General features: G+C 60.7%; 19 protein-coding genes, 1 tRNA gene and 1 pseudogene. 4 read left to right on the top strand and 17 right to left on the bottom strand.

The genetic code is table 11. The annotated features are described in order from the left end of the window. Positions 1 to 47 precede the first annotated feature (47 nt). Complete coding sequence (locus tag KGA85_RS23330) at positions 48 to 2,576, top strand: PepSY domain-containing protein (protein ID WP_223533529.1); 2,529 nt, start codon at positions 48 to 50, stop codon at positions 2,574 to 2,576. A 55-nt stretch (positions 2,577 to 2,631) separates the two neighbouring features. Here the strand turns inward: KGA85_RS23330 and KGA85_RS23335 are convergent, their stop codons facing one another. The 4 genes from KGA85_RS23335 to ptsP all read right to left on the bottom strand — a co-directional run bounded on the left by KGA85_RS23335 (position 2,632) and on the right by ptsP (position 9,922). Next, positions 2,632 to 4,173, bottom strand: coding sequence for an alkaline phosphatase D family protein (locus KGA85_RS23335; RefSeq protein WP_223454147.1), 1,542 nt, complete (start codon positions 4,171 to 4,173; stop codon positions 2,632 to 2,634). 195 nt (positions 4,174 to 4,368) lie between these two features. Then, positions 4,369 to 6,108, bottom strand: coding sequence for a PTS fructose-like transporter subunit IIB (locus tag KGA85_RS23340; protein WP_223543394.1), 1,740 nt, complete (start codon positions 6,106 to 6,108; stop codon positions 4,369 to 4,371). Positions 6,109 to 6,119: 11 nt separating this feature from the next. After that, complete coding sequence (pfkB, locus tag KGA85_RS23345; protein WP_223454152.1) at positions 6,120 to 7,061, bottom strand: 1-phosphofructokinase; 942 nt, start codon at positions 7,059 to 7,061, stop codon at positions 6,120 to 6,122. Next, positions 7,061 to 9,922 (bottom strand): phosphoenolpyruvate--protein phosphotransferase, encoded by a 2,862-nt coding sequence (ptsP, locus tag KGA85_RS23350; RefSeq protein WP_223454154.1) that lies wholly within the window; start codon positions 9,920 to 9,922, stop codon positions 7,061 to 7,063. Before ptsP ends, pfkB begins: the two co-directional genes overlap by 1 nt. Before the next feature lie 290 nt (positions 9,923 to 10,212). Between ptsP and cra the strand changes: the two genes are divergently transcribed. Both cra and KGA85_RS23360 read left to right on the top strand, forming a co-directional pair. Beyond that, entirely contained in the window at positions 10,213 to 11,208 is a 996-nt protein-coding gene (gene cra / locus KGA85_RS23355; protein ID WP_223454156.1) for a catabolite repressor/activator, read from the top strand. Between the two features lie 3 nt (positions 11,209 to 11,211). Then, positions 11,212 to 11,988 carry a TatD family hydrolase gene (locus KGA85_RS23360; RefSeq protein WP_223454158.1) on the top strand — a complete coding sequence of 259 codons (777 nt, stop codon included), beginning with the start codon at positions 11,212 to 11,214 and terminating at the stop codon, positions 11,986 to 11,988. On the opposite strand, the gene KGA85_RS23365 is transcribed toward KGA85_RS23360, so the two are convergent. The 5 genes and pseudogenes from KGA85_RS23365 to ampD all read right to left on the bottom strand — a co-directional run bounded on the left by KGA85_RS23365 (position 11,989) and on the right by ampD (position 16,391). Continuing rightward, complete coding sequence (locus KGA85_RS23365; protein WP_223454159.1) at positions 11,989 to 12,378, bottom strand: hypothetical protein; 390 nt, start codon at positions 12,376 to 12,378, stop codon at positions 11,989 to 11,991. A gap of 259 nt (positions 12,379 to 12,637) precedes the next feature. Next, on the bottom strand, positions 12,638 to 13,567 hold the full coding sequence (locus KGA85_RS31455; RefSeq protein ID WP_411741646.1) for a methyl-accepting chemotaxis protein: 930 nt from the start codon (positions 13,565 to 13,567) through the stop codon (positions 12,638 to 12,640). Then, a pseudogene (locus KGA85_RS31460) lies at positions 13,544 to 14,635 on the bottom strand (methyl-accepting chemotaxis protein); the annotation flags it as partial. The pseudogene KGA85_RS31460 and the gene KGA85_RS31455, both read right to left, overlap by 24 nt. Positions 14,636 to 14,997: 362 nt before the next feature. Continuing rightward, positions 14,998 to 15,834: a regulatory signaling modulator protein AmpE gene (ampE, locus tag KGA85_RS23375; protein ID WP_223454163.1), complete on the bottom strand. Its 837-nt coding sequence runs from the start codon at positions 15,832 to 15,834 to the stop codon at positions 14,998 to 15,000. Continuing rightward, complete coding sequence (gene ampD, locus KGA85_RS23380; protein ID WP_223533419.1) at positions 15,831 to 16,391, bottom strand: 1,6-anhydro-N-acetylmuramyl-L-alanine amidase AmpD; 561 nt, start codon at positions 16,389 to 16,391, stop codon at positions 15,831 to 15,833. The genes ampE and ampD overlap by 4 nt, the downstream gene beginning before the upstream one ends. Positions 16,392 to 16,644: 253 nt before the next feature. On the opposite strand from ampD, the gene nadC reads away from it, so the two are divergent. After that, positions 16,645 to 17,493, top strand: a complete 849-nt coding sequence (gene nadC / locus KGA85_RS23385; protein WP_008047437.1) for a carboxylating nicotinate-nucleotide diphosphorylase — start codon at positions 16,645 to 16,647, stop codon at positions 17,491 to 17,493. Between the two features lie 76 nt (positions 17,494 to 17,569). Here nadC and KGA85_RS23390 read toward each other — a convergent pair whose 3' ends face one another. The 8 genes from KGA85_RS23390 to nusA all read right to left on the bottom strand — a co-directional run bounded on the left by KGA85_RS23390 (position 17,570) and on the right by nusA (position 26,660). Beyond that, the gene (locus KGA85_RS23390; RefSeq protein WP_223454167.1) at positions 17,570 to 17,875 is read right to left on the bottom strand and encodes a DUF6388 family protein; all 306 of its coding nucleotides are present in this window, start codon (positions 17,873 to 17,875) and stop codon (positions 17,570 to 17,572) included. 330 nt (positions 17,876 to 18,205) lie between these two features. Beyond that, positions 18,206 to 18,281: transfer RNA gene (locus KGA85_RS23395), tRNA-Thr, on the bottom strand. A gap of 138 nt (positions 18,282 to 18,419) precedes the next feature. After that, complete coding sequence (pnp, locus tag KGA85_RS23400) at positions 18,420 to 20,525, bottom strand: polyribonucleotide nucleotidyltransferase (RefSeq protein ID WP_007915263.1); 2,106 nt, start codon at positions 20,523 to 20,525, stop codon at positions 18,420 to 18,422. 206 nt (positions 20,526 to 20,731) lie between these two features. Further along, positions 20,732 to 21,001 carry a 30S ribosomal protein S15 gene (gene rpsO, locus KGA85_RS23405; protein WP_003177875.1) on the bottom strand — a complete coding sequence of 90 codons (270 nt, stop codon included), beginning with the start codon at positions 20,999 to 21,001 and terminating at the stop codon, positions 20,732 to 20,734. A gap of 142 nt (positions 21,002 to 21,143) precedes the next feature. Then, positions 21,144 to 22,061, bottom strand: coding sequence for a tRNA pseudouridine(55) synthase TruB (gene truB, locus KGA85_RS23410; protein WP_046038714.1), 918 nt, complete (start codon positions 22,059 to 22,061; stop codon positions 21,144 to 21,146). 3 nt (positions 22,062 to 22,064) lie between these two features. Continuing rightward, positions 22,065 to 22,466, bottom strand: a complete 402-nt coding sequence (gene rbfA, locus KGA85_RS23415) for a 30S ribosome-binding factor RbfA (RefSeq protein ID WP_007973108.1) — start codon at positions 22,464 to 22,466, stop codon at positions 22,065 to 22,067. A gap of 159 nt (positions 22,467 to 22,625) precedes the next feature. Continuing rightward, entirely contained in the window at positions 22,626 to 25,151 is a 2,526-nt protein-coding gene (gene infB, locus KGA85_RS23420; RefSeq protein ID WP_223454169.1) for a translation initiation factor IF-2, read from the bottom strand. Positions 25,152 to 25,178: 27 nt separating this feature from the next. Then, on the bottom strand, positions 25,179 to 26,660 hold the full coding sequence (gene nusA, locus KGA85_RS23425) for a transcription termination factor NusA (protein WP_008057419.1): 1,482 nt from the start codon (positions 26,658 to 26,660) through the stop codon (positions 25,179 to 25,181). Between the last annotated feature and the right edge of the window lie 38 nt (positions 26,661 to 26,698).

A 26,698-nucleotide genomic window follows, 5' to 3' on the forward strand; every position in this document is an offset into this window, starting at 1 on the left:
ATAATGCGCGCCGTGGTGAATCAATTTGAACGAACAAGGCGAGCGACGTGTTGAAGAAAACCCTGTTCCAGTTGCACTGGATTTTCGGCATCAGCGCCGGGCTGGTCCTGGCCCTGATGGGCATCACCGGGGCGGCGGTGTCGTTTCAGGATGAAATCCTGAGCACACTCAACCCTTCAGTATTGCAGGTCGAAAAACAGGTCGCCGGTGTGCTGCCGCCTGCCGAACTGGTGGAGCGAATCGAAGCCGTGTCGGGCAAAAAAGTCTCGATGCTCACGGTGGAAACCGACAGCGGCAACGCCGCCAAAGTGTGGTTCACCCCGCCGCCGGGTGAACGCCGTGGCGAAATGCGTTACTTCAATCCGTACACGGCCGAGTTCCTCGGCGATGCTACCGGCCAGGACTTTTTCGGCCTGATGCTGCAATTGCACCGCTTCCTCGCCATGGGCGACACGGGTCGGCAGATCACCGGCGCGTGCACGCTGATTCTGGTGTTCTTCTGCCTGTCCGGCCTGTACCTGCGCTGGCCTCGCCAGTGGAGAAGCTGGCGTGCCTGGCTGACCCTGGACTGGAAGAAAAAGGGCCGCAGCTTCAACTGGGACCTGCACTCGGTGGCCGGCACCTGGTGCCTGGTGTTTTACCTCCTAGCGGCACTGACCGGGTTGTCCTGGTCCTACGAGTGGTACAACAAGGGCCTGACCCGGTTGCTCTCCGACTCACCGCAGAGCGAACACGTTCGCGGCGGACGCGGCCCTGCGCCAAGCGGTCCGGCACCGACGGCCGATTACGCGGCGATGTGGAGCAGCATCTACAGCGCGGCCGGTCCGCAACTCAGTTCCTATAACGTGCGCATGCCACCAGTGGCCGGCCAACCAGCGACCGTTTACTTCCTGCTGAAAACTTCGCCTCACGACCGCGCCCTGAACCAGATCACCCTTGACCCGGCCACCGGCGTGGTCAAACGGGTTGATCGCTACAGCGACAAGAGCCTCAAGGCGCAGCTGCTGACTAGCATCTATGCGCTGCACGTCGGCAGTTACTTCGGCATCGTCGGGCGCATCATCCTGACTCTCACCGCGCTGACCATGCCGCTGTTCTTCGTCACCGGCTGGATGCTGTACCTGGATCGTCGGCGCAAAAAACGCCAGATCAAGGATGCGCGCAAAGATCTCGTGCAAACCGCCAGCGACGCACCGGCGTGGCTGATCGGCTTCGCCAGCCAAAGTGGTTTTGCCGAACAGTTGGCATGGCAAACCGCCGGGCAATTGCAGGCCGCTGGCTTGCCCGTGAAAGTGCAGCCTTTGGCAGATGTCAGCGAGCAGGACTTGCATGAATCGAACAATGCCTTGTTCGTGGTCAGCACCTTCGGCGACGGCGAAGCACCGGACAGCGCCCGCGGGTTCGAGCGCAAGGTACTGGATCGGACACCGAGCCTGGGACGCCTGAATTACGCCGTCCTTGGGTTGGGCGACCGGCAGTATCAACACTTCTGCGGTTTCGCCAAACGCCTGCACGCCTGGCTGGGCGAACATGGCGCAAAGACCCTGTTCGCCCCGGTGGAGGTCGACAGCGGTGACCCTTATGCCTTGCGTCACTGGCAGCAGCAACTGGGCCTGTTGACCGGACAGGCCCCCGTGGATACCTGGCAAGCGCCCAGCTACGACAACTGGACCCTGCTGCGTCGTGAACTGCTCAACCCGGACAGCAGTGGTTCGCCGGTGTACTTGTTGGGCCTCAAGCCTCCTTCCACCAGCAGCTGGCTGGCGGGCGACCTGGTGGAAGTGATGCCGCGCAATTGCCCTTGGGCCATCGAACATTTCCTCGACGGCCTGGGGATCCACGGTGAAACCAAGGTGCAACTCAACGGCCTGGAAGAAACCCTCGAACAGGCCCTGGCCAGCCGCCAGTTGCCGGAGAACCGCGCCCATCTGGTCGGGCTGCACGCCCAAGCGCTGGCAGAAGCCCTCGTGCCGTTGGCCATGCGCGAGTATTCCATTGCGTCGATCCCGGCCGATGGCGTACTGGAATTGATCGTGCGCCAGGAAGTGCATGCCGACGGCAACCTCGGCGTCGGCTCCGGCTGGTTGACCGAATACGCGCCGGTGGGCAGCTCCGTTAGCTTGCGCGTTCGGCGCAACAGTGGTTTCCATCTGCCGGCCCAACCGGTGCCGATGATCCTGCTGGGCAATGGCACGGGGCTGGCCGGGTTGCGCAGCCTGCTCAAGGCCCGGATTGCCGACGGTCAGCAACGTCACTGGCTGTTGTTTGGCGAGCGCCATCGCGAGCACGACTACCTGTGCCGAAAGGAGCTGGAGGAGTGGCTGATCAATGGTGATCTGGCGCGCCTCGACCTGGCATTTTCCCGCGACCAGGCCGAAAAGACTTACGTACAGGATCGCCTGCGTGAATCGGCAGCCGAGCTCAAGAAGTGGCTGGCGGACGGTGCGGTGATCTACATCTGCGGCAGCCTTCAAGGCATGGCGTCGGGCGTGGACCAGGTGCTCAACGAAGTGCTGGGCACCGCCGAAGTGGAGCGCCTGATCGAACAGGGCCGCTACCGCCGCGACGTGTACTGATTCACCACATCCCAATGTGGGAGCGGGCTTGCTCCCACAGGGGGTCGTGTGCTGGTCAAACCGGCTGCAACTTCTGCTCGAATACAGACACCCCGTCCAGATCCCTCAACACCACGCTCAACTCCCCCGTTTGCCCATCGATATTCACCTCGCCAAAAAACTGAAACCCGGCAAACGGTGAGACGTTCTGCGCAGGTGGCGCTTTTTCGAACACCACTTCAGGGCCGAAGGTTTTGTCCAACTGGTTCGGTCCGAAACTGCCGGCGTTCAATGGTCCGGCGACGAATTCCCAGAACGGTTCGAAATCCTGAAACGCCGCCCGATCCGGGTGGTAATGATGGGCCGCGCAGTAATGCACATCCGCCGTCAGGAACAGAAAATTGCGCACCTGTTGTGCCCGCAGAAAGCCGAGCAATTCGGCGATCTCCAGTTCGCGCCCCTGGGCCGGGCCGGGGTCACCGTTGGCCACGGCTTCCCAGCGCGCAACACCGGGGCTGACTTCACCGTCGGGCACGCCGAGGCCAATAGGCATGTCGGCGGCGATGACTTTCCATTGCGCGTTCGAGGCCTGCATTTCGCGCTTGAGCCAGTCCAGTTGCTCACGACCGAGGAAGGGTTTTTCAGCGCCCAGATTGTCATCGTTGGCCCCGCGATAACTGCGCATGTCGAGCACAAAAACATCGAGCAGCGGCCCGTAACCGAGTTTGCGATAGATCCGCCCGCCGCCATCGCCACTCTGCAAACGCATCGGCGCGTATTCGAGCCAGGCCTGGCGTGCGCGGCCCACCAGGCTGTGGATATCTTTGTCCTGGTAACGCGCATCCAGCTGCTTGCCCGGCGACCAGTTGTTCACCACTTCATGGTCGTCCCACTGCCAGATCTGCGGGACCTCGGCGTTGAAGCGACGGATGTTTTCGTCCATCAGGTTGTAGCGATAGTTGCCGCGATACTCATCGAGGGTTTCGGCGACTTTGCTCTTGGCCTCGGTAGTGATGTTGCGCCACACCCGGCCGCCTTCTGTGGTGAGCTGTGCCGGGATCGGGCCGTCGGCGTAAATGGTGTCGCCGCTGTGGATAAAAAAGTCTGGCAGACGCAGGCGCATTGCTTCGTAGATGCGCATGCCGCCAATGTCCGGGTTGATGCCAAAGCCCTGGCCGACGGTGTCGCCGCTCCAGACAAAACGGATGTCACGGCGGGCCTGCGGCACGCTGCGCAAGTGACCGAACCAGGGCTCGCTGGCGACGCCGCTCTGGGCGTCTTCAAACTGCACGCGATAGAAAATCGCCTGCTCGGCGGGCAGCCCGGTGAGTTCGACCCGGGCAGTGAAATCGGTGCGCGCATCGGCCAGCGGCGAGACGAATCGCCGGGGGTTGGGAAACAGGCTGCGGGTGTCCCACTCCACCACCATCCGTGCGGGGCGGTCGCAGCGGCTCCAGATGATCGCCCGGTCGCCCAGCAGGTCGCCGGACTGCACGCCGTCGGTGAGTTGCGGCCGATCCTTGACCGAAGCGATCACCGCCGGCGCCAGCCCCGGCAACAACAGCCCGGCGCCAACCGCTTGCATGACACGACGGCGCCCGAGGTTGAAATCGCTCATGGTGTTCTCCCTGAAATGGAAAACTAAAGCATGGACCTATGACCCTGGCATGACAAAAATCTTCCCAACACCACAGATCCCTTGTGGGAGCGGGCTTGCTCCGGGCGGCGTTCCGACGAAGGCGTCGTGTCAGCCGAAATACGCTTTGCTGACACTCCGCTTTCGCGAGCAAGCCCGCTCCCACAGTTAATGGTGTCAGGCCCTGGCCGGCTCCAGTGCCAACTCCACTGCCTCCGACCGCTTGACCAGCGCATACACCACCGCCGTCAACAGGCTCCCCGCCACAATCGCCAACAAGTAAAGCAGCGCATGGTTGATCGCATTCGGGATCGCCAGCACGAACAACCCACCGTGGGGCGCCATCAATTTACAGCCGAAATACATCGACAACGCACCGGTCAGCGCACCGCCGGCGATGCTCGCCGGAATCACCCGCAGCGGATCTTTCGCCGCAAAAGGAATCGCCCCTTCGGAAATGAAGCAGAGCCCCAGCACCAGCGCCGCTTTACCGGCTTCGCGCTCAGTCTGGGCGAACTTGCGCCGGGCAATGAACGTGGCGATGCCCAAGCCGATCGGCGGCACCATACCTGCGGCCATGGTCGCCGCCATCGGCGCGTAACTCTGCGACGCCAGCAAGCCCACCGAGAACGCATAGGCCGCCTTGTTGATCGGCCCACCGAGGTCGACGCACATCATGCCGCCCAGCAGCACCCCAAGCAGAATCGCGTTGGTGGTGCCCATGCTGTCGAGGAAATGCGTAAGCCCGGCAAGCATCCCGGCGACCGGTTTGCCGACCACATAGATCATCACCAGACCGGTGAACAGACTCGCCAGCAGCGGAATGATCAGGATCGGCTTCAGCGCCTCAAGGCTCTGCGGCAAACGCGCATATTTATTGATCGCCCTGGCTGTATAACCGGCAAGAAAACCGGCAATGATCCCGCCGATGAAACCGGCACCCAAGGTGCTCGCCAGCAACCCGCCGATCATCCCCGGCGCGAGGCCCGGACGGTCGGCGATGGAATAGGCGATATAGCCTGCCAGCAGCGGCACCATCAGCTTGAACGCGCTGTCGCCACCAATCTGCATCAACGCCGCCGCCAGCGTGCCCTCTTCCTTGAACGCGGTGATGCCGAACACGAACGACAAAGCGATCATCAAGCCACCGGCCACCACCATCGGCAACATGTACGACACGCCCGTCAGCAGGTGTTTATAGACGCCCGTCTTCTCCTGTTTGCCCGTTGTTTTGGCAGCGCTCGATGCGCTTTCCTGCTGGCCTTCGGCCAAGGCCTTTTTCAAGGTCGCTTCGGCTTGCTTGAGGGCAATGCCGGTGCCACAGCGATAGATTTTCTTGCCGGCGAAACGCTCGGTGGCGACTTCGATATCGGCCGCCAGCAGCACCACATCGGCCTCGGCAATCGCTTGTGCGCTCAATGGATTGCGCGCGCCGACCGAGCCCTGGGTTTCCACTTGCAAGTCATAGCCCAGGCACTTGGCCGCTTGCTGCAAGGCTTCGGCAGCCATGAACGTGTGAGCTACGCCCGTCGGGCAGGCGGTGACCGCCACCAGTCGCGGCGTGTTCTGGACAACCGCCACCGGTTCGACAACGGTCTCTTCAGCGGCGTAAACCTGAGCGTCCTGCGCTCCACGCCGCAGCACGGCTTCCACGTCCTGCAGGGCCTGGGCCGGAGTGCTCTGGAATAGCCGTTTGCCGACAAAGCGCGACATGTCCACCGGCGCGCTGGTCACCAGCAGCACCCACTCGGCCGAGTCGAGGGTGGCCGCCGACAGTTGTTTTTCGGGATGCGCGGCATCGGTGACTTCGACACTGGTGCTCCAGCCCTGACGCTGGGCCGCGGCATCGAGCAGCCGGGCACACAGCACACTGGTGACCATGCCATTCGGGCAGGCCGTAACGATGGCTAACTTCATGACAAACCCTCTTATTGTTCTGTCAGGGGACGCACGCGCACACCCTGTTCAAGCTGCGCAAGTTGCGCTGCATCGCCAATGCCGAAACCGATCTGGGTCACTGCCATCGCGGCAATCGCCGTGGCGGTGCGCAAGGTCTGCTCCGGCGTATCGGCACTGAGCAAACCGTGGAGTATCCCCGCCAGCAACGAATCACCTGCGCCCACCGTGCTGGCGACGCTGACCTTGGGTGGCGTGGCATGCAGCGCCGAGCCGACGCTGAACCAGTTCACACCCTCGGCACCATGGGAAATCACCACATGCTCGATGCCTTGGGCGTGCAATCGCTCCGCCGCTGTGGCCTGGGCGCTGACCGACACGACCTCGCAGTCCAGCACCTCGGCCAGCTCTTCAGTGTTGGGTTTGATCAGCCACGGCCCCGCTTTGAGCGCTGCACGCAACGCCTCGCCGCTGGTGTCGAGGGCGACGTTCAGGCCCAGGCTCTTCAAGCGCAAGATCAACGCCTGCAACCATTGCGCGCTGACGCCCAACGGCAAGCTTCCAGCGACCACCACCGCATCGTGCCCCGGGGCAATCTGCTCCAGTCGATCCATCAAGGCCTGCTGCGCCGCTTCGCTGACCTGCGGCCCCGGCCCGTTGATGTCGGTGATGCGGCCGTCGCTTTCCGCCAGTTTGATATTGCTGCGGGTCTCGCCCGGAACACGGATGAAGGCATCGACAAAACCGCGTTTGGCGAACAATGTTTCGAACGCTTGCAGGTTGTCTTCGCCAAGAAAGCCACTGACGGTCAGCTGATGCCCGAGGTCCGCCAGCACTTGCGCCACGTTCACGCCTTTGCCGGCGGCGTGGGTGTGCATCACATCGCTGCGGTTGACCTGGCCGGCTTCAAGGCGCGGCAACTCGACGGTCAGGTCCAGCGCCGGGTTGAGGGTCAGGGTAAGAATCCGGGCCATTACAGGGCCTCCACTAATGCGCGCACTTCATTGGCGCTGCCCAAGGCCAGTGCCTGGCGGGCAAGGGTTTGAGTCTGAGTGAAGCCCAGTTCGCGAATCCGCGCCTTGACTTCGGCAATGCTGCGCGCCCCGACGCTGAGCTCATCCACCCCGAGGCCGACCAGCACCGGCACCGCCAGCGGGTCGGCCGCCAGCTCACCGCACACACCGACCCATTTGCCGTGGGCATGGGCCGCGCGCACGGTGATGTCGATCAGTTGCAGCACCGCCGGATGCAAGCCATCGGCCTGGGCCGACAGCGTCGGATGGCCACGGTCGATGGCCAGGGTGTATTGGGTCAGGTCATTGGTACCGACGCTGAAAAAGTCGACCTCTTTGGCCAGCACCGGCGCCAGCAATGCCGCCGACGGCACTTCGATCATGATCCCCAGCTGCAGATCGGCGACCGGGATTTCCTGGCGCAGGCGTTCGGTCATGTCACGGGCCTGGCGCCACTCGTCGACGCTGCCCACCATCGGGAACATGATCCGCAGCGGCCGGTTGTCGGCAGCCCGCAGCAAGGCGCGCAGTTGCGCTTCCATGATCTGCGGGCGCTGCAAGGTCAGGCGAATGCCGCGCACGCCGAGGAAGGGGTTTTCTTCCTTCGCAATCGGCCAGTACGGCAGCGGTTTGTCGCCACCGACATCGAGGGTACGCACCACCAACGGCCGCCCGGCCAGACCGTCGAGGACGCGGCGGTACTCGGCTTCCTGGGTCGCTTCGTCGGGCGCCTGTGGGTGGGCCATGAAAATCAGTTCGGTGCGCAACAGGCCAACGCCTTCGGCGCCCTGCTCGACCGCGCCGGTCACACCAGCGCTTTCACCAATGTTGGCGAACACTTCGACAGCGTGGCCATCGGTGGTCAGCGCTGGTTGATGGCGCCGCTCCGCAGCCGCCTTCAAGCGTTGCTCGCGGGTATCGCGTTCGGCCGTGGCGCGTTGCAAGGTCGCCGCGTCAGCGTCCACATGCAGGCGACCACGCTGGCCATCGAGCAGCAACGGCGTGCCCGGCGCCAGCAGCAGCACGCCGGGGCCGGCGCCGACCAGTGCCGGAATGCCCAGGGCCCGGGCAACAATCGCACTGTGCGCCGTAGCGCCACCCCGGGCGGTGAGAATCCCCGCCACGCGAGCCGGATCGAGACGCGCGACGTCGGACGGGCCGACCTCGTCCATCACCAGAATGTACGGTTGATCCGGTTCGCTCGGGGTTTCGATGCCGCTGAGCTGCATCAACACCCGACGCCCGATGTCGCGCAAGTCGGCCGCACGCTCGGCGAGCAAGGCATCCTGCAACGCTTCCTGCTGCCGGGCCGCCGCTTCAATCACGGCCATCCACGCCGCCTCGGCGCTTTCGCCCTGCTTGAGGCGCGTATCGACCTCATCGGTCAGTTCCGGGTCGTCGAGCATCTCCTGGTGGGTGATGAAGATTTCGCGGATGGCTTTGCTCCTGCTGCGCTCGATCAGGCCCTGGATGTCACGGCGTACCTGCGCCAAGGCTTGCTGGAGGCGCTCACGTTCGATGCCAGCGGACTCGCCGCGCATCGGGTAATCGATGGTTTGCAGCACTTGAATATGCGCCGGGCCGATGGCGATCCCCGGCGCGGCGGCAATCGCCTGGACCACACTGCCTGACACCGGGGCGAGCACCACTTCGGCCATATCGGCGACGACTTCGCGCGCCTGGCTTACCGGCGGCAGCGGTTCGACTTCTTCACCGAGGCCTTCTTCGATGGCGGCCAACAAGGCCGGCAACGCATCAGCCGCGATGCCCGGTTCGGCGATGATTTCCAGGACCTGCCCCCGACGGGCGCCGAGGCTGAGCAACTTGCTCAAGCTCTTTACCGACACCGCGCTGTCGTGGCCATCGACGATCCGCACGCGGATGTCACCGTCAAAACTCTTTGCCAGTTGCGCGAGGATTTTCGCCGGCCGCGCATGCAAACCATGGGCGTTGGCCAGCGCAATTCGCGCGCTGGGCCAGTCGGCGGGCACTTCACCACCGAGCACTTCGAGGACCTTGCGGCTGCTGGTGGCGCGCCCCAGTTCATGGCCACGCCCTTCGATCAACAACGCGCACAGGCGTTCGAGCAGGGCTTGATGGGCCTCACCGAGGCTGGCCAGGCAGAACAGTCCATTGAGTGGCTGGCCGAGATAGCGCAGCGGTCTGTCCGGGGTGACGAAGGCCAGGCCCGGGCGCTTCACCGTCTGCTCGCTGTGCAGCCACCACAGGCCATCGCCCAGGGGCAGCGCTTCAACCTGCTGCAGCACGGCGGAGAAACCGTTGCTCACGCAGTCGGCCTGCCGCAACAGACGTGCGCCGCGCCAGACCAACTCTTCGAAATCTTCGGCCGCCACACCGAGGCCGATCATCTGCGCATCCAGCGCCAGCTCCTGCGGCGCGCCTTGCAGCAACTTCAGCAAGGCTTCGGCGGAACCGGCGCGACGCAGGGCCTGGCCCAGGTCAGTCTCGCCGAGTGCGCGGGTGAGCAATTGCAAAAGGCGCAGGTGTTCATCGGATTTGGCGGCGATACCGATCGCCAGGTAAACGATATGACCATCGCCCCAGTCCACGCCGTCAGGGAACTGCATCAGGCGCACACCGGTGGTGAACACCAGGTCGCGGGTTTCGGGCGTACCGTGGGGGATGGCAATACCTTGACCGAGAAAGGTCGAGCCCTGGGCTTCCCGCGCCTGCAAACCGGCGAGATACCCCTCGGCAACCAGGCCGTCGGCGACCAGATGCCGGGCCAGCAATTGCAGCGCTGCGGACTTATCCACAGCCGATTGGCCCATGGAAATCTGCTCTACAGTGAGCTCGAGCATGCTTTCTCCTTTTTGGCGCCTTGGGGCACCAGGTATTGTTTTGAATGAGTCAGCTTAGGCGCTTGGTCATCGCTTTTGGCGGTTTCACGGCAGAACCGGCCAAAGGCGTCTAAAACGTAGAAAATACGCCTGCTGAAACGTTTAATCTAGATCGATTGGCACGTTACCCGATATTGGCCCATCCTAGAAGTCCAACTTGTCGGATGCGTTGCGACAATGGTCGCCTGCCTTAATCGGTTAGGATTGACGAAAATGTCGAGGCAATCTCGAAAAAACAAGGAAACAGCGGGTTGAAACTCAGTGATATCGCCCAGTTGGCCGGTGTGTCCGTCACCACCGCCAGCTATGTCATCAATGGCAAGGCCGAACAACAGCGCATCAGCAGCGCCACCGTCGAACGCGTGCGCGCGGTCGTCGAACAACATGGCTTCACGCCTAACCCACAGGCTGCCGGTTTGCGCAGCCGACACACCCGCACGTTGGGGTTCATTCTGCCGGATCTGGAAAACCCCAGTTACGCGCGAATCGCCAAATTGCTGGAGCAAGGTGCGCGAGCCCGGGGTTATCAGTTGCTGATCGCCAGTTCCGACGATGCACCGGACAGCGAACGGCAATTGCTGCAACTGTTCCGCGCCCGGCGCTGCGACGCACTGATCGTTGCCAGCTGCCTGCCGGCCGGCGACGACAGCTATCGCCAATTGCAGGCCAAGGGCATTCCGATCATCGCCATCGACCGGGTCATGGAACCCGAGCATTTCTGTTCGGTGATCAGTGACGACCGCGAAGCCAGCCTGCAACTGACCCGCAGCCTGCTCGATCCCTTGCCCAAACAGATCGCACTGATCGGTGCCCGCCCGGAGCTGAGCATCAGCCAGGAACGCTCCGCGGGCTTCAAAGAGGCGCTCGTCGGGTTCAACGGTGAGGTGCTGATCGAAGAAGGCGAGTCCTTCAGTCGCGAGTGTGGCAAACAATTGATGGAAGAGTTGCTGCAGCGCCTAGGCCATTTGCCCGAAGCCCTGGTGACCACATCCTACGTGCTGCTTCAGGGCGTGTTCGATGCGCTGCACGACTTCCCGCTGAAAAACCGCCCGCTACGCCTCGGCACCTTCGGCGACACCCAGTTGCTGGACTTCCTGCCGCTGCCGGTCAACGCCATGGCCCAGCAACACCAGTTGATTGCCGACAAGGCCCTCGTACTGGCCCTGGCAGCCATCGAGCAGTCGGATTACCGGCCCGGCGTGCAAGCCATCGCGCGCACGTTCAAGCAGCGTATTCGCCAGGATTGAACCGTGGAGCTGATCGACACTCACACCCATCTGGATTTTCCAGACTTCGACGCCGACCGCCAGGCGCTGCTGGCCGAAAGCCGCGCCCTCGGGGTGCGGCGGATCGTGGTGCTGGGGGTTTATCAGGCCAATTGGCAGCGAGTCTGGGAGCTGGTGCAGAGTGATCCCGACCTGCACGCCGCGTTCGGATTGCACCCGGTGTATCTGGACGATCATCGCCCGCAACACCTGAGCGAACTCGCTGACTGGTTGACCCGCCTGGCTGGCCATCGGCAACTGTGTGCGGTCGGCGAGATCGGCCTGGATTACTTCATCGAAACCCTGGACCGCGACCGCCAGCAGGCGTTGTTCGACGCGCAATTGCAACTGGCGGCGGACTTCGACCTTCCGGCCTTGATCCATGTGCGGCGTAGCCATGCGGCGGTGATTGCTACGCTCAAACGCTTTCGCCTGAAACGGGCCGGCATCATCCATGCCTTCGCCGGCAGCCAGGAAGAAGCGCGGGAATACATCAAGCTCGGTTTCAAACTCGGCCTTGGTGGTGCCCCGACCTGGCCGCAGGCGCTACGCATGCACCGCGTGCTCGGCGGACTGCCACTGGATTCGGTGGTGCTGGAAACTGACTCGCCGGACATGGCCCCTGCCATGTTCCCCGGCCAGCGCAACAGCCCGGCACACTTGCCGGCGATCTGCACGGCACTCGCGCAATGGATGGCGATCAGCCCGGAACGACTGGCGGCGGCCAGCACCGCCAACAGCTGTGAAGTGTTCGGCTGGTAATCAGTCGACGTGAACCCTGGCAGCTTCCAGGATCAGCGTCAGGTGCTGGCGCCGGCGGAAATAACGGATCACCGCGAAGTACACGAATATGACGATCAGCGAAGCATTCAGCTGTTCGATGACGCTGAGCATTCCCACCCACTCCATCACCAACGCCACCAGCAAGGCGATGCAGACCATCATCCGCAGGCTGGCGCGCAACAGCGAAAAAGAGTCGAGCGACTTGAAGCGCCTGATCTGTTCCGGACAACGTAACTGAACGTGTTTCTGGCAGTGGGCACAGGCAAACGCCTCATTGATCGCAATGGCATTGAGTTGCCAGGGTTGAAGCAGCAACGTGCGCTGACAATGCGCACAGCGTCCCTGGACTCCTATTGTTGCAGCAGACATGAGCAAGCCTCCTCCAGGCGGTAAGCCTCGTTAATCTTCCTTGATTGAACTCCAAATGCCAGCGCACGAAGAGAATCAGGATACCTCCCACCTGGAAAGGGAAAAAGTATTACGAAACTTTCCGACAGCACACCAAAACCTGTGGGAGCGGGCTTGCTCGCGAAGACGGAGGTACATACAAAATCAATGTGACTGAAAGACCGCTTTCGTCGGATCGCCGCCCGGAGCAAGCCCGCTCCCACAGGGTCCCTGGACGCCTTTAGACCCGGAATGCACTGATCAACTGTTTCAACTCCACGACCTGAGCCGACAACGCCCGGCTGGCATCTTCGGTCTGATGTGCACCTTCAGCGGTACGCTCGCCGGCGCGATTGATCTCGACGATGTTCTGGTCGATGTCGTGGGCCACGGCGGTTTGCTGCTCCACGGCGGCGGCAATCTGCTGGTTCTGGTCGACGATCATGCCGACCGCTCCCAGAATGTTTTCCAGCGCCCGCTGGACCTTCTCCGACTGCCCCACCGTGCCGTTGGCCATTTCATGGCTGGTGCCCATGGCCTTGACCGCCGCGCCGACACCGCCATGGAGCCTGGCGATCATCTGCTCGATTTCTTCGGTCGATTGCTGGGTTCGTTTGGCCAGGGTCCGGACTTCATCGGCCACCACGGCGAAACCACGGCCCTGTTCACCGGCCCGTGCGGCTTCGATGGCGGCATTGAGCGCCAGCAGGTTGGTTTGCTCGGCGATGCTCTTGATCACTTCGAGCACGCGGCTGATGGACTGGCTGTCGCTGGCCAGTTGGTTGATCACCAGTACAGATTGATCGATCTCGCTGGCCAGCGCGGCAATACTGCCTTGCTGCGATTCCACCAGACCGCGACCACTGATGGTCTCGTCGTTGACGCTGTGGGCACTGCTCACCGCGGCGGCAGCACTGCGCGCCACTTCCTGGGAAGTGGCCGACATCTGGTTCATCGCCGTGGCCACTTGTTCGATCTGCGTGCGCTGCCCGGCGACAGCCTGGTTGCTTTGCGCGGAAACGTTCTCCACTTGCCCGGCCTGACGCTCGACTTCGCTGACGGTCTGCCCCACCCGCTCGATCAGGTCATGGATTTTTTTCACCGTGCCGTTGAACACCTCGCCCAACTCCCCCAGCTCATCGCGACTGTGGGCGCTGAAGGTCACGGTCATGTCGCCGGCCGCCACCTTGTCCATCACCGCCCCCAGGCGCTTGAGCGTGGTGCGGGTCGAGGCATAGAAAGCGCCGTAGAGATAAAAGATCAACACAAACACGACTGACAGCGCCACGGCCTGCAAGACCATGTGCGTGCGGTTCTGGTCCAGGCGTTGCTGCAACTGCGGGCCCAGATACTTCAGGGTTGCTTCGTTGAGTTGGTAGGTCTGGTCCATCAGGCCGCTGACCTGATCGTAAAAACCCTGCCACGGTGCGTCGAGGGTATCGGCCATGACCACTTGTTCTTCGAACAGCTCGCTGGCTTTTTTCAGGGATGCCCGGCTGCTATCGGCCTGAGCGGCCAGGGTATCGCGTGCGGCTTTGCTGGAACCCAGGGCATCCTGCAACTTCAGGCCATACTCGGCCTGGAGCTTTTCAATCTGCGCCAGCAATTCATCGAAACGGGTACTCGAAGCCGAGTTGATGAATCCCTGCCCCAACGAATAAGAACCCATTGCCCGACCTTCGCCCAGGATCTGGGTGACCCGTGGAGTGACGAGGGTGACGAGCTCGCTCAACTGGCGCATGTCGCTCTGGTTGTCGCGACTGAGGCCGGATTGGCTGGTGATGAGCTGGCTGAAAATCTGCGCGCTGCCCACCAGCTTGCCGATCAAGGCACTTTTGCTTTGCAGGGAGTTTTCCGTTTGCTGGGCCTTGAACGCGGCGATCATTTCATCGCGTTTGCCATCAAACACCGCGACCTGCTCCGGGTCACTGGTCATCGCCGTCAGCCCTTGCAGACGAGTCAGAATATTCTGCTCAAGGGTGCTGATTTTCGATTCGACATTGCCGGCCTTGCCGGATTGGCCGAGGCTGACATTGATCTGCACCAGGTTGTTCAGGGTTTCCAGATCGCGCCGCAACGTCAGGCTGCTGCCCAACAGGTCGAGGCTTTGTAGTTCGATGCGCGTGCCCTGGAATTCGCGGTAGGAGTCACGCACCAGATAGAAGTTGGTCACCAGCATCGGCACCAGGAACAGTACGCTGATCAGGCTGAACTTCATGCCGAAGCTCAGGCGGTTCATCAGCGCGACAGCGGGATAGAGCAAGCTCTTCACTGGATGTCTCCCTTCGATTTCTTATTTTTCTTATTGGCAGGCGCAGACAGGCGGCAGATAGCCACTATTCAGCGCTATCTCTGTATAACTTAAATCGGCAGGAGGTTTTGTAACTTAAGGTTAACGACAGGGCGAAGCACTTCGGACAAGTGATCGCCCTGTGGCGAGGGGGCTTGTCGGGCCGCCGCACCGTCCCGTTCGGCTGCGCAGCTGTCGTAGGTCGTAGATCCCCGTTTCAACTGTCAAATCGCCTAGGGCGGCTTCGCCACCCAACGGGGCGATGCGGCGATCCGACAAGCCCCCTCGCCACAAGGGCATTAGCTGCTGGACTAATGCAGGACCGTCCACAACGCAAACCCGGCATACCAGAGCACCGCCGCACGCAACAGCAGCGCCCAGATGCGGTCCAGATTGTTGATACCCTCTGCACCGGCCACCGGTGCCGGAATTTCACCGGCCACCATCCCGACTTTCTCGATCAGTTGCGCGGCGCTGATGTTCCAGTTCAGCAGCTCATGCAGCATGACCCGGCTGACCGCGACAAAATTTCCGACCAACGCCAGGCTCGCCGCCAGCAGGCGCACCGGCACCCAGTCGAAGGCGTGACGCAGTTGCCCGGCGCGCTCGACCAGCGCAGGGCTTTTCCCGTGTTCTTCGGCCAGCGCCAGCAGCCGATAGCTCAGCGCCGCGACCGGACCCAGCAGGAAGTACCAGAAAATCACCGCGAAAAAGCTCTGGTAGGCCTCCCACAACAAATGCCCTTCGACCTGTTCCAGCAGCTGCTCGCCACTGTCTGCGCAGATATCCAGATCGCGCTTGGCGACATGGGCCGCCGCTTGCAGGTCCTCCCGACGCCAGGCATCGCGGAACGGCCCGAGATCGCCCAACAGATCACCGCGTCCGAGGCTGTAAATCACCACCAGCAAATGGATCGGCAACGCCAGCAACCCGTAGGCCACCGGTTCGATGACCAGCAGCAGCAAACCCAGCAACGCCACTGGCAACAAGACCATTACCGACAACACCAGCCATGGCTGGCCAGAAAGTCGCGGGCTGGCCTCCAGCTTGTTCAGTTTGTGTATCCAGCCGCTGTCCCGCTGAACCCGATGACGCAAGGCCGAGAACTTCTCGACCCACACCGCCAACAGCAACACCAGAAAATTCATCGTCCTTCCTCTTGTGCCAGAGCGGCACGATAGCGTGCCCAGTCGAACGCCGGCCCTGGATCGGTTTTGCGCCCCGGTGCAATGTCGCTGTGCCCGCAGATGCGCTCTGTAGTGATCGCCGTGAACGCCTGCAGCAACTGGCGGGTCAGGGCTGTCAATGCGCTGTACTGCGCATCGGTGAACGGCAGATCATCCGTGCCTTCGAGCTCGATGCCCACGGAAAAATCGTTACAGGTTTCCCGCCCCTCGAAGCTCGAGACACCCGCATGCCACGCACGCTCAAGACATGAAACAAACTGGGTGACGGTACCGTCACGCTCGATCAGAAAGTGCGCGGACACCCGCAAATCCGCAATCCCTTCAAAATAGGGATGTTCGGTGACATCCAGACGATTCTGGAAAAACTCCTGCACCTTACCAGTGGCGAACTGCGCCGGCGGCAGGCTGATGTTGTGGATCACCAGCAGGGAAACTTCGCCTGTGGGGCGCGCATTGAAGTTGGGTGAGGGGCAGACATGCACACCCTGAATCCAACCGTTCGCGGGGTCCAACTGCATACCGACTCCTTCAATCGTCGACTGTGTGGGCACAGTATGCCGTGATAATCCCCCGGGGCGCGATCACTTGCCGCGATTGAGGCGCTGGAGATTGCCGATCTCAAACAGGCGTTTGTTCGGAATCGACGGTCAACGCCGACGACGTCAGGGAATCGACCAAATACAGGCGCCAGTGCCAACGTAACGCTCTGATGCCTTGGGTTGGTCGGCGCCATGGCCCTATAATCGAGCCACTTTGTTTGTGGAGTCCGTTATGCCGAATCTACGTCTCGCCGATCTGACCGCCGAAATCGAAGCCAACGTGCGCCGTGCGTTGCGTGAAGATATTGGCAGCGGCGACATCACCGCGCAGTTGATCCCGGCCGAACGCCTGGCCAAAGCCACCATCATTACCCGCGACGCGGCCGTCATCAGCGGCACCGCCTGGGTGGATACCGTGTTTCGGCAACTGGACCCACGGGTGGCGGTGCACTGGCAGGTTGCCGACGGTGAACGGGTAACGCCCAATCAGGTGCTGTTCCACCTTGAAGGCCCCGCGCGCTCGCTGCTGACCGGCGAACGCAGCGCCCTGAACTTCCTGCAATTGCTCTCCGGCGTGGCGACCCGCGCGCAATACCTGGCGGACTTCGTGGCCGAGACTCAGGTCAAGCTGCTCGATACCCGCAAAACCTTGCCGGGGCTGCGCCTGGCGCAAAAGTACGCCGTGACCTGCGGCGGCTGCCACAACCACCGCATCGGCCTGTATGACGCCTTCCTGATCAAGGAAAACCACATCGCCGCCAGTGGCGGCATCGCGCAGGCCATCGCCGCCGCGCACAAGATCGCGCCAGGTAAACCGGTCGAGATTGAAGTGGAAAGTCTGGATGAACTGAAAGAAGCGCTGGCGGCCGGTGCCGACATCATCATGCTCGACGAACTGAGCCTGGACGACATGCGCGAAGCCGTGCGCCTGAATGCCGGCAAGGCCAAGCTGGAGGCCAGCGGCGGGATCAACGAAAGCACGTTGCTGCCGATTGCACAGACCGGGGTGGATTACATTTCGATCGGTGCGATGACCAAGGATGTGAAGGCGGTCGATCTGTCGATGCGCTTGAGTCTCTGAGGAGCAGTTACAAGTGACAAGCTGCAAGCTTCAAGCGGATCTGCTTTGACTTGTAGCTTGCCGCTTGAAGCTGCTGTCAAACCACCAGATTGTTCATCTCGCAGTACTCTTCCCACTCGACGCCCAACACTTCGGCAGCTTCTTTATGCAGCTTCAGACGTTCTGCCTCGTACTCTTCCGGCGTTGAGGTGTACTTGAGCGTCAGTTCCCATGGCTGCAAGCCCTGGGCTTCCGCCTCGTCCTCGAACGCCCATTGAATCTGGTCTTTCTGATCATCGGGACTCAGGTCCTTGATCTCGTCCATCAGTTCGTGATTATCCAGCACGTACTTCTTCAGCGCTTCTTCGTGTCGGGCTTGCTGGGTCATCTCTTTATCGGTCATGGCGTTCTCGCTGATCTGGGAATGGAAGATGGATCTGGATCTTCAAGGATCTCTCTGACACAAAAACCGGATCAAGCCCGGTTTATCTGGCCTTCAGAACCATTCTGGATCATCTGAAAACTGCTGGGCGGTGCTCAGGCAGGCTCCGAATATAGGACGTTTGGCTGCGGATTTACACGTCTCTTTGCATCTCCCCACAAAAAGTTGTGCACACGATGTTTTGATGACGGCGGGAACATAAATTCAGACAGCGATCAGGACCACGAACTCGAGAGCCTCAAGCGCACCGTCGAGGACCTGAGCAGAAAGGTGAAATAACCGGGGGGGATATGGTGCCCGAGACAGGAATCGAACCTGCGACCTTCGCGTTACGAGTGCGCTGCTCTACCGGCTGAGCTACACGGGCGGTGGGCTAAACCTAGCACTGAGTTTCGACTCCGGCAACGTCGCCAGTCATCTCTGTGATCTACAGACAAAAAAATGCCCCACCGTTTTCACGGCGGGGCATTTTTATAACGTTGAAGCGGTCAGGCGTGAGGCGTAATTAAACGCCCGAAGCCTTGGCTGCTGCTACGTCTTTGATGGACAGCTTGATACGGCCGCGGTTGTCCACGTCCAGTACCAGTACTTCCACTTCCTGGCCTTCTTTCAGGATGTCGGTCACTTTCTCAACGCGAGCGTCGCTCAGCATGGAGATGTGAACCAGACCGTCCTTGCCCGGCAGGATGTTGACGAATGCGCCGAAGTCGACGATGCGCTCAACCTTACCAACGTAGATCTTGCCGATCTCGGCTTCAGCGGTGATACCCAGAACGCGCTGACGTGCTGCTTCAGCGGCTTCCTTGGTTTCGCCGAAGATCTTGATCGAACCGTCGTCTTCGATGTCGATCGAAGCCTTGGTCTCTTCGCAGATCGCACGAATGGTCGCGCCGCCTTTACCGATGACATCACGGATTTTGTCGGTGTCGATTTTCATCGCGATCATGGTCGGAGCGTTGGCCGACAGTTCGGTACGCGACTGGCCAATGATCTGGTTCATCTGGCCGAGGATGTTCAGGCGCGCTTCCAGGGCTTGGCCCAGAGCGATTTCCATGATCTCTTCGGTGATGCCCTTGATCTTGATGTCCATCTGCAGCGCGGTTACGCCTTTGGCGGTACCGGCTACCTTGAAGTCCATGTCGCCCAGGTGGTCTTCGTCACCCAGGATGTCGGTCAGGACGGCGAATTTCTCGCCTTCTTTAACCAGACCCATGGCGATACCGGCAACCGGCGCCTTCATCGGCACACCGGCGTCCATAAGGGCCAGGGAAGCGCCGCAAACGGAAGCCATCGAGCTCGAACCGTTGGATTCAGTGATTTCCGAAACCACGCGGATGGTGTACGGGAACACGTCGGCGGCAGGCAGCATGGCCGAAACCGAACGACGGGCCAGACGGCCGTGACCGATTTCGCGACGACCAGCACCACCCATGCGACCACACTCGCCTACCGAGAACGGAGGGAAGTTGTAGTGCAGCATGAACGGGTCTTTCTTCTCGCCTTCCAGGGTATCGAGCAGCTGTGCATCACGGGCAGTACCCAGAGTTGCAACGACCAGAGCCTGGGTTTCGCCACGGGTGAACAGAGCCGAACCGTGAGTCTTTGGCAGAACGCCGACTTCGATGTTCAATGGACGTACAGTCTTGGTGTCGCGACCGTCGATACGTGGCTTGCCGTTTACGATGTTTTCGCGAACGGTGCGGTATTCGATTTCGCCGAAAGCCGCTTTGACTTCGCTGGAAGAAGGCTGGCCTTCTTCACCGGACAGCTTGGCAACGACCTGGTCCTTCAACTCGCCCAGGCGAGCGTAACGGTCGGCCTTGACGGTGATGGTGTAGGCCTGGGAGATCGCTTCGCCGAACTCGGCACGGATAGCGCCCAGCAGTTCGGTGGCTTCTGGCGCAGGAGCCCAGGTCCAGGTTGGCTTGGCAGCTTCAGCGGCCAGTTCTTTGACGGCGTTGATCACAACCTGGAACTCGTCGTGAGCAAACAGTACCGCGCCCAGCATCTGGTCTTCGGTCAGCTCTTTGGCTTCCGATTCAACCATCAGCACGGCGTCCGAAGTACCGGCAACGACCATGTCCAGGCTCGAAGCAGCCTGTTGCTCGTAAGTCGGGTTCAGCAGGTAGCCGGTGCTTTCGTGGAAGGCAACGCGGGCAGCGCCGATCGGGCCATCGAAAGGAATACCGGAGATCGCCAGCGCAGCCGAGGTACCGATCATCGCAGCGATGTCCGGATCGGTCTTCTTGCTGGTGGAAACGACGGTGCAGACAACCTGCACTTCGTTCATGAAGCCTTCCGGGAACAGCGGACGGATCGGACGGTCGATCAGTCGGGAAGTCAGGGTTTCTTTCTCCGAAGGACGGCCTTCGCGCTTGAAGAAACCGCCAGGGATCTTACCGGCAGCGTAAGTCTTTTCCTGGTAGTGAACAGACAGAGGGAAGAAGCCCTTGCCTGGATCGGCTTGTTTTGCACCGACTACGGTCACCAATACGCTGACGTCGTCGTCAACGGTGACCAATACTGCGCCGGAGGCCTGACGGGCGATACGGCCAGTCTCGAGGGTAACGGTCGACTGACCGAACTGGAATTTTTTGATTACCGGGTTCACGGTGTCCTACCTTCTTTGTGGCTCTTGGGGGAACTGGTTTCTTGCGAAATTCTTGGGCAATGTCGGGAATCGGCCCGACTGGCTTGTCCAGGTGTTACTCAGGCAAAGCAGGTATCCAGATAAAACTTGAGGCTGGGAGCCTGCCATGCGCCGGCGGGAAACCCGCTGGTGCACGACAGACAACCAACCTCTAGCGCAATCGCTTATTAGCGACGCAGACCCAGGCGACCGATCAAAGTCTGATAGCGACCCAGATCCTTGCCTTTCAGGTAGTCCAGCAGCTTACGACGCTGGTTAACCATGCGGATCAGACCACGACGGGAGTGGTGATCTTTACCGTTGGCCTTGAAGTGACCTTGCAGCTTGTTGATGTTGTGGGTCAGCAGTGCAACTTGCACTTCTGGCGAACCAGTGTCACCAACAGCTTGCTGGTAGTCAGCTACGATTTGAGCTTTTTCTTGAACGTCGAGAGCCATGAGGCAATCCTTTTATCAGGAAACTGTTTCAGAAAAACAGTTTCAACAGGCCAGGGACAAATCCCTGTATCTAAAAATGAGTAGTGACCGTGCCTGTTGACAGCCACCCTCGCCAGCCTGCTGTTACACAGACTGGTTTCGGTCACTCTGACCGAATCAAACGACGCGGCGCGATGCGCCCGTCTTCGCTCACTTCACCGATACCGATGAAGCGACCATTGTGATCCTGTACCCGCACCATGCCGAACTTCGGAGCATCCGGGGCACGTACCGGCTGGCCGTTGAGCCAGTAGAACGCACTCGCTTCCGAGAACTGCAACAGTGGCCAATCCAGCAGGCCGCTGTCCGATGGCATCAGGAAGCGATCGACCGCTTCGTTGCCGCCTTCGGCATGTACCGCTTCCAGCTCTTCGAGGGTAACCGTCTGCGCCAGGGTGAATGGCCCGGCCTGGGTACGTCGCAGTTCTGCAACGTAAGCGCCACAACCGAGTTGCTCACCGATATCCTCCACCAGGGTGCGGATATAGGTGCCTTTAGTGCAATCCACCGCCAGCCGCGCAGTATCACCTTCGAAGGCCAGCAATTCCAAGCGCGTAATAGTAACAGAACGCGGTTCGCGCTCCACTACTTCGCCTGCACGAGCCAGCTTGTACAGCGGCTGGCCATCACGCTTGAGTGCCGAGTACATCGGCGGTATCTGACTGATTTGCCCACGAAATTTCGGCAGTACAGCCTCGACATCGGGGCGACCAACGGTCACCGGGCGTTCCTGCAAAACTTCACCTTCGGCATCCGCCGTGGTGGTGGTCTTGCCCAGTTGCGCCAGGGTTTCATAACCCTTGTCGGAATCGAGCAGGTATTGCGAGAACTTGGTGGCCTCGCCGAAGCACAGCGGCAACACGCCGGTGGCCAAGGGATCGAGACTGCCGGTATGACCTGCTTTTTCGGCGTTCAGCAACCAGCGAACCTTCTGCAAGGCCGCGTTGGAGGTGAACCCCAGCGGCTTGTCGAGAAGGATAATGCCGCTGACGTTACGACGGATACGTTTGACCTGAGCCACCGATTACTCCTTGGTGTCTTCGGCTTCTGCCGCAACCGGATGCTGATTGTCTTCAGCCACTGCGCGCTCGATCAATGCCGACAGATGCGCACCACGCACGACGCTTTCGTCGTAGTGGAAGTGCAGCTGTGGAACGCTACGCAGCTTCATCTCGCGAGCCAGCTGCATGCGCAGGAAACCGGCGGCGGAGTTGAGCACCTTGATGCTTTGTGCGATTTCTTCGGCGCTGTCCTGCCCCATCACGGTGATGAAAATCTTGGCGTGACCGACGTCACGGCTGACTTCCACAGCGGTAATGGTGACCAGGCCGACGCGCGGATCTTTGACTTCACGACGGATCAGTTGTGCCAGCTCGCGCTGCATCTGATCGCCGATACGTTGGGTACGGCTATATTCTTTTGCCATGTCTTGTTACCTGTTACTGCCCCACGGTGAAACCCGTGAGGTCTGAAAGCGGCAAACGCCCGGCCTGACAAAAGCCAGACCGGGCGTTGCGTTTAGAGTCCTTGTGACGAGCTGCGCATTTGCATGCGGCTACCCGTCACGGCTCCTGAAGTGCGCGAGTTAGAGGCTGCGAGCAACCTGCACCTTCTCGAAGACTTCGATCTTGTCACCGACTTTAACGTCGTTGTAGCTCTTCACGCCGATACCGCATTCCATGCCGGCACGTACTTCGGAAGCGTCATCCTTGAAGCGGCGCAGGGATTCCAGCTCGCCTTCGAAGATAACGATGTCTTCACGCAGTACACGGATTGGACGGTTACGGTGCACAACACCTTCGATAACCATGCAACCGGCGATCGCGCCAAACTTCGGCGAACGGAACACGTCACGCACTTCGGCGATACCCAGGATGTTCTCGCGAACATCGCTGCCGAGCATACCGGTCAGGGCTTTCTTGACGTCTTCGATGATGTCGTAGATCACGTTGTAGTAACGCATATCCAGACCTTCCTGCTCGACGATCTTGCGCGCGCCAGCATCGGCACGCACGTTGAAGCCGAACAGTACAGCGTTGGAGGCCAGTGCCAGGTTGGCGTCGGATTCGGTGATACCACCGACACCGCCACCCACTACACGCACTTGCACTTCGTCGTTACCCAGGCCGTTCAAGGCACCGTTCAACGCTTCCAGCGATCCACGGACGTCGGATTTGAGGACGATGTTGAGCGTCTTCTTCTCTTCCTGACCCATGTTTTCGAAGATGTTTTCCAGCTTGCCGGCGTGAGCACGAGCCAGTTTGACTTCGCGGAACTTGCCTTGACGGAACAGAGCCACTTCACGGGCTTTCTTCTCGTCGGCAACCACGCTCATCTCGTCGCCAGCATCCGGGGTACCGTCCAGGCCGAGGATCTCGACAGGGATGGCCGGACCGGCTTCCTTGATTGACTTGCCGTTCTCGTCGAGCATGGCGCGAACGCGGCCATAGTTCGAACCGACCAGGACCATGTCGCCCTGACGCAGGGTACCGTCTTGAACCAGAACGGTAGCCACCGGGCCACGGCCCTTGTCCAGACGGGATTCAACCACGACGCCACGGCCAGGAGCCGACGGAGTTGCGGTCAGTTCCAGGACTTCGGCTTGCAGCAGAACAGCTTCGAGCAGTTCGTCGACGCCAGTACCCATCTTCGCCGAGACCGGTACGAACGGAGTGTCACCACCCCACTCTTCCGACGTCACGCCGTGAACCGACAGTTCGCTACGGATGCGATCGAGATCGGCGCCCGGCTTGTCGATCTTGTTCACTGCAACAACCAGTGGAACACCGGCCGCTACTGCGTGTTGTACGGCTTCAATGGTCTGCGGCATCACACCGTCGTCCGCTGCAACCACCAGGATCACGATGTCGGTCGCCTTGGCACCACGGGCACGCATTGCGGTAAACGCAGCGTGACCAGGGGTGTCGAGGAACGTCACCATGCCACGGTCGGTTTCAACGTGGTAAGCACCGATGTGCTGGGTGATACCACCGGCTTCGCCAGCAGCAACCTTGGCACGACGGATGTAGTCGAGCAGGGATGTCTTACCGTGGTCAACGTGGCCCATTACGGTCACGACTGGTGCACGGGAAACTGCCTCGCCTTCAAACTTCAGGGACTCGGCCAGGGAATCTTCCAGGGCGGTGTCGCTGACCAGGGTCACTTTGTGGCCCAGCTCTTCGGCAACCAGTTGAGCAGTTTCCTGATCCAGTACCTGGTTGATGGTCGCTGGAGTACCCAGTTTGAACATGAACTTGATGATTTCAGCAGCCTTCACCGACATCTGCTGGGCGAGGTCGCCAACAGTGATGGTTTCGCCGATCTTCACTTCGCGCACGACAGGGCCGGTCGGGCTCTGGAAACCGTGGGCGTTGCGCTTCTTCAGCTTGGCCTTGCCGCGACCACCACGACGGAAGCCATCGCTTTCTTCGTCGGTAGTACGTGGGGCAACGCGTGGAGCCGGCGCCTTTTCCTTGACCGAAGCACGATGCGGAGCGTTTTTGCGCTCGCCATCGCCGCTACCGCGACGACTGTTGTCGTCGGCACGTGGCTTGTCCGGACGGCGCTGTTCGTCACGCTTGCGGGTATCGGCCGCAGGAGCCGGAGCGGCCGCCACAACCGGTGCGCTTTCGCGAACTGGCTCGGCCACCGCAGCAGGCGCTGCAACAGGTACGGCATGAGCGGTCGATGCAGCAGCAGGCTGGCGACGCGCTTCTTCTTCGGCGCGACGCTTGGCTTCTTCTTCAGCCTTCTGACGAGCAGCATTTTCTACTGCGCGACGTTCATCCAGTTCACGCTTGCGCTCGGCTTCGATTTCTTCCGGGCTGCGCTGTACGAAGACTTTCTTCTTGCGTACTTCAACGCTGATGCTTTTGCTGCCAGCAACACGCAGGGTGCTGGTGGTTTTACGCTGCAGCGTAATCTTGCGTGGTTCTTCCACTTTCGCCTTGTGGCTGCTTTTCAAGTGAGTCAGCAACGATTGCTTCTCACTGTCAGTCACATGTTCTTCGGCGGCGGTGTGCGGCAGACCTGCCTCACGCATCTGCTGCAACAGGCGCTCTACCGGTGTTTTGACCTCATCGGCCAGTTGTTTCACCGTGACTTGCGTCATGCACTTCTCTCCTCAGGCCGCGCCTAATTACTCGAACCAGTGGGCTCGGGCGGCCATGATCAACTTGCCGGCACGATCATCGTCAATGCCGTCGATGTCGAGCAGGTCGTCAATAGACTGCTCGGCCAGGTCTTCGCGGGTAATTACGCCGCGCACCGCCAGTTCCATCGCCAAATCCTTGTCCATACCCTCAAGCGAGAGCAGGTCTTCGGCCGGATGGGCGTCTGCCAGCTTTTCCTCAGTAGCGATGGCTTTAGTCAACAAGCGATCCTTGGCCCGAGCGCGAAGCTCGTTGACGGTGTCTTCGTCAAAGCCGTCGATGTTGAGCATTTCTTCCAACGGTACGTAGGCAATCTCTTCCAGGCTGGTAAAGCCTTCGTCCACCAGCACCTGCGCCAGATCTTCGTCGACTTCCAGCTCGTCGATGAAGTTGCGCAGGATGTCGCCGGTTTCTGCTTGCTGTTTAGCCTGGATGTCCGATTCGGTCATCACGTTCAGGGTCCAGCCAGTCAACTGGCTAGCCAGACGCACGTTCTGACCACCGCGACCGATGGCCTGAGCCAGATTGTCTGCGCCAACGGCGATGTCCATTGCGTGGGCATCTTCGTCAACGATAATTGCCGCAACCTCGGCCGGGGACATGGCGTTGATCACGAACTGAGCCGGGTTGTCGTCCCACAGAACGATGTCAACACGCTCACCGCCCAACTCACCCGACACTGCCTGGACGCGCGAACCGCGCATACCGATGCAAGCGCCTTGCGGGTCGATGCGTTTGTCCTTGGAGCGAACGGCGATCTTGGCGCGCGAACCCGGATCACGGGACGCAGCCATTACTTCGATCAGGCCTTCGGCAATTTCCGGCACTTCGATGCGGAACAACTCGATCAGCATTTCCGGCGCGGTGCGCGACAGGATCAACTGCGGGCCGCGGTTCTCGGTGCGGATTTCCTTGAGCAGCGCACGCAGACGCACGCCAACCCGGAAAGTTTCGCGAGAAATGATGTCTTCACGGGCCAGCAACGCTTCAGCGTTGTTGCCCAGATCAACGATCACGTTGTCGCGGGTGACTTTTTTCACGGTGCCGGAGATGATTTCACCCAGGCGTTCGCGGTAAGCGTCAACAACCTGAGCGCGCTCGGCTTCGCGAACTTTCTGCACAATGACTTGCTTGGCAGTCTGTGCAGCAATGCGGCCGAACTCGATGGACTCGATTTTCTCTTCTACGACATCACCGACCTTGGCGCCAGGATGCGTTTCAGCAACCTTGCTCGGCCAGGTTTCGATGGCCGGATCGTCCAGGTCTGCTTCTTCGACGACCGTCCAGCGACGGAATGTCTCGTATGCACCCGTGTGGCGATTGATTTCCACACGCAGATCAACTTCGTCTTCGAAACGCTTTTTGGTAGCAGTGGCCAGAGCCAGCTCCAGCGCTTCAAAAATAACGTTTGCCGGTACGCCCTTTTCATTGGATACCGACTCAACAACCAGCAGTACTTCTTTGCTCATCGTACGCCTCGCCTTTCGCAAGCCATTGGATCCGCGGG

Origin of the sequence: Pseudomonas sp. GL-B-12 (assembly GCF_019955895.1) — a bacterium.
Taxonomy (GTDB): Bacteria; Pseudomonadota; Gammaproteobacteria; order Pseudomonadales; family Pseudomonadaceae; genus Aquipseudomonas.